This is a genomic window from Saccharomonospora saliphila YIM 90502 (genome assembly GCF_000383795.1).
GTDB classification, from domain to species: Bacteria; Actinomycetota; Actinomycetes; order Mycobacteriales; family Pseudonocardiaceae; genus Saccharomonospora; species Saccharomonospora saliphila.
Window position 1 is genome coordinate 4,985 of sequence record NZ_KB912678.1, and the last position, 3,775, is coordinate 8,759.

A 3,775-nucleotide genomic window follows, 5' to 3' on the forward strand; every position below is an offset into this window, starting at 1 on the left:
GGACCCGCCGGGTCGGGCCGCGACGACCACCAGCCGAACGGCACCGCCACGAGCACCACGCACACGAGCACCACGCGCCACGCACGGCGGCGTCGGGCCCGGCCATCGACCGGGCCCGACGCGCTCAGCCCACGCCCGCGGGGTATCACGGCTCGCGGCTGGTCACCGTGCGCCGGACCGCGGCCACGGCGGTGAGCGCCAGGAGCGTCGCCAGGGAGCCACCGACGACCCAGCCCAGACCGGAATCCGCGGGCTCGGCGACACCGGCAGGAACCCCGCTCGGCGCACCGCTGAGGTCGCTGATCGTCAGAGGCACGAAAGTCAGCGTGCCCTCCTCGGCGGACCCGACGGCGTGCACGAACGTCGCCGTGCCCTCCTCCAGCGGCAGCGACGCCGGGCCGATCACCACCTCCTCGGTGCCGGCCAGCACGACATCGGCCTGCACCGTGCCCGCGTCCACGACGAGGGCTTCCTGGTTCGGGTTGGTCAGCCCGGACACCACGGGGACACCGTCGGCCCGCACGTCCACGGCAGGAGCCGCCGCGTCGTGGCGGACGACCAGCCGTGCCTGTCCGGTGGGCACCGGGCTCACGTCGTTGGCGTAGGGGGTCAGGGTCGGCGTGCCTCCCTCGTCGAGATGGGCCACGAGTGACACGTTGCCGTCGGCGGGCACGTCGGCGGTCGCCTCGACCACGGGCTGCCCGGTCGCGTCCGGCGCGTCGGCCGGGAAGATCTGGACCTGGTGACTGCCGGACGGCAGCGTGAGCGGGCCCTGAGTGGTCTCGGGCTGGAAGTCGTCGAGGGCGCGTTCGCCGTCCACGTACACATCGACCGGCGTGCCGGGGATGCCGTGGACGACGTACACCGTGCCGGTGGCCTGGGCGGACGCGGCGTGTCCTTGACCGGAATCCGCCGCGGCCACACCGCCCGCGGCCACGGCCAGCGCGGCCGCGGTCACCCCGCTGAGGGCGCCGAGCAGAAGCTTGCGCATGGGAGTGCCTCCTCCTTCGTCATGGGTCACGGCGCGTTGTCGACGCGGCCGTCGCTGACCTGTACCGGATCGGGCGAATCGCCGGATGCGGGAGGAACAGGAATTCTCGCCACGCGTGGTCGGCGTTATCCGCGGGTCGATTACCCGGAAGGCGTCCCGGCACGGTCCCCGGCACGCCGAGGGGACGCCGCCTCGCCCGCCCACTCGGCCCCGTTCCGGCGCAACCGGTTCAGCGCGCGGCTCCAGTGGCTCTTGACCGTGCCCAGCGGCCAGCCGGTCCGCTCGGCGATCTGGCGGTGGGTGAGGTCCTCGACGACCACGAGCACCACGACCAATCGCTGAGCAGCGGCGAGCTCGGTCAACAGGGCGGCGAGCGTGAGGCCGCCGACGACGGTGTCCCCGGTGGGGGGCGCGTCGGCCCGGGCCCGGACCGGTGTGCGTTCGGCCGCGACCGCCTCACGCACGGCACGGTCGCGCCCCCGGGCGGCGAGCCGGTCGTGGACCACGTTCCGGGCGATGGACAGAAGCCACGACCGCATGTGTCCCCGGCCGGGATCGAAGCTCGCGCGGCTTCTCCACGCCTTGAGGAACACCTCCTGAGTGGCATCCTCGGCGTCGGCCCGGTGCGTCAGCTCGGCCAGGGCGACACCGTAGATCAGTCCCGCGTAACGGTCGTACAGCGCGCGCCACACGTGTTCCTCAGCGGGTACATCACGGCCCGGGACACTGGGGGCTCCGAGCGTGGAATGCTCACGATCGAGCGCATCCGCCACACCGGGTCCGTACCCGCTTTCGGTGACGGAAACCGGAAACACCGACGGCATCCCGCCACGCCGTCAGCACGACCGGCCTCCGCACGGCGGCGGCACGCTCACCACCGGCCCGCTCAGCACCCGCGACCACCGCCCGCAGCATCCCGCCCAGCGTCCTGCGCTCAGCGGGGAGTGGACGCCCCGTCCGGGCTGTGCGGACGCCACCAACCACGCACCGGCGGCGGCGCCGTGACATCGATGCGCTCGCCCGGGCGCGGCACCGCGACGGGAACGCCGTGCTCGTCCGCGGCTCGCAACACCCGCTCGATGGGCTCGGCCCAGCCGTGCGGGGCCAGGGTGAACGTTCCCCAGTGCACCGGGACCAGCAGCCCGCCGCGCACGTCGCGGTGGGTGGCCACCCCCTGCTCCGGGGTCATGTGGATGTCCGGCCAGCTCTCCGCGTAGGCGCCGACCTGGATCAGCGTCGCGTCGAACGGACCGTGCTCGCGGCCGATGTCGGTGAAGCCGTCGATGTAGCCGGTGTCGCCGCTGTAGAAGACGCGGTGGCGTGCGCTCGCCACGACCCACGAGGCCCACAGCGTCGTGTTGCGCGCGAAGGCGCGGCCGGAGAAGTGCCGCGCGGGGGTGGCGGTCAGCCACACGCCGCCGACGCGGGTGCCGTGGCCCCAGTCGAGTTCGGTGACGCGCTCGCCGGGCACTCCCCAGGCGCACAGGTGCGCGCGCACGCCGAGCGGCACCACGAACACCGCCTCGCTGGTGCGCGCCAGCTCCCGCACGGTGGTCATGTCCAGATGGTCGTAGTGGTCGTGGGAAATCACCACGGCGTCGAGGCGGGGAAGCTCGTCGAGCCGGTGGGGCACCGGGTGCAGGCGCTTGGGCCCGACCAGCCGCGACGGCGAGGCCCGGTCGCTGAACACCGGGTCGAACAGCACCCGGGTGTCGTCGAGCTGGACGAGGGAGCTGGCGTGTCCGTACCAGGTCAGGTGCAGTCCGCGCTCCGGCGCGGTGTCGGGCGCGACCAGCGGGACCGCGCCGATCGGACGGCGCGCGCGCCTGGCGGCGACCATGTCGCGGAGGAGGTCGAGGGTGCTGCCGCGGGGCACCCAGTGCGCCGGCCGGGGATTGTGGAACGCGCCGTCGCGGTACCGCGGAGAGGTCCGCAGCCGGTCCGGATCCGGCCGTCCCCCGAGCGCCGTCACGACCCCGGAGCCCGCGGCCACGACTCCCGTCGTCGCCGTCACCCCGAGTCCCACCGCGGCCAAACCCAGCCCCACGCGCATCCGGCGCCACCTCCCTCGTCCCGTCAACGCCACCGGCCCGGACACGGTTCCACGATGTGTCGACGCCGACACACGCGGGACGGGTGGCCCGGGGGACAGGGGGCTATATCGATGGCAATCGATGGTTGCTCCGATCGATTCCAGTCGATACATTGACCCCACAGCGATCGACACGCATCGATGAAGTCGGACGAGGTGAGAAGGGCGTGGTGGCAGTGCGAGACGACACCCTGCCGGTGGTGGTCGTGGGGGCCGGTCCCGTCGGCCTGGCGGCGGCGGCCGAACTCCGGGAACGCGGACTCGATCCGCTGGTGCTCGAACGTGGTGCCCACGCGGGCGCGGGCGTGGTGCGATGGGGGCACGTGCGCTTGTTCTCCCCGTGGTCCGAGCTGGTCTCCCCGGCCGCCGAGCGACTGCTGGCGTCCCGGGGGTGGCAGCGCCCGGACGGCAGCGGCTATCCGACCGGTGGGGACTGGGTGCGCGACTACCTGCGCCCGCTCGCCGACGCCCTCGGCGACACCGTGCGGTACGGGGCGGAGGTCGTCGGCGTCGCCCGGCGCGGGCGCGACCGGGTCGTCGACGCGGGGCGGGAGACCGAGCCGCTGACCGTCCACGTCCGGCACGCCGACGGCCGGGAGGAACTGGTCACCGCTCGGGCGCTGCTCGACGCGTCGGGCACGGGCGACAACCCGAACCCGCTGGGTGCCGACGGCGTGCCCGCGCCCGGCGAG

The 3,775-nt window shown here is 74.0% G+C and carries 4 protein-coding genes; 1 reads left to right on the forward strand and 3 read right to left on the reverse strand.

Translation table 11 applies throughout. The features are described 5' to 3' along the window. Positions 1 to 145: 145 nt before the first annotated feature. The 3 genes from SACSA_RS0112500 to SACSA_RS0112510 all read right to left on the reverse strand — a co-directional run bounded on the left by SACSA_RS0112500 (position 146) and on the right by SACSA_RS0112510 (position 3,044). Entirely contained in the window at positions 146 to 991 is an 846-nt protein-coding gene (locus tag SACSA_RS0112500; protein ID WP_019816271.1) for a DUF4397 domain-containing protein, read from the reverse strand. A 140-nt stretch (positions 992 to 1,131) separates the two neighbouring features. Beyond that, a complete protein-coding gene (locus tag SACSA_RS22720) occupies positions 1,132 to 1,683 on the reverse strand; it encodes a sigma-70 family RNA polymerase sigma factor (RefSeq protein WP_048876739.1) in 552 nt (183 codons plus the stop codon). A 242-nt stretch (positions 1,684 to 1,925) separates the two neighbouring features. Next, a complete protein-coding gene (locus SACSA_RS0112510) occupies positions 1,926 to 3,044 on the reverse strand; it encodes an MBL fold metallo-hydrolase (RefSeq protein ID WP_019816273.1) in 1,119 nt (372 codons plus the stop codon). A 206-nt stretch (positions 3,045 to 3,250) separates the two neighbouring features. Between SACSA_RS0112510 and SACSA_RS0112515 the strand changes: the two genes are divergently transcribed. After that, positions 3,251 to 3,775 (forward strand): NAD(P)/FAD-dependent oxidoreductase (locus tag SACSA_RS0112515; RefSeq protein WP_019816274.1); only part of this gene is annotated, 525 nt, incomplete at its 3' end.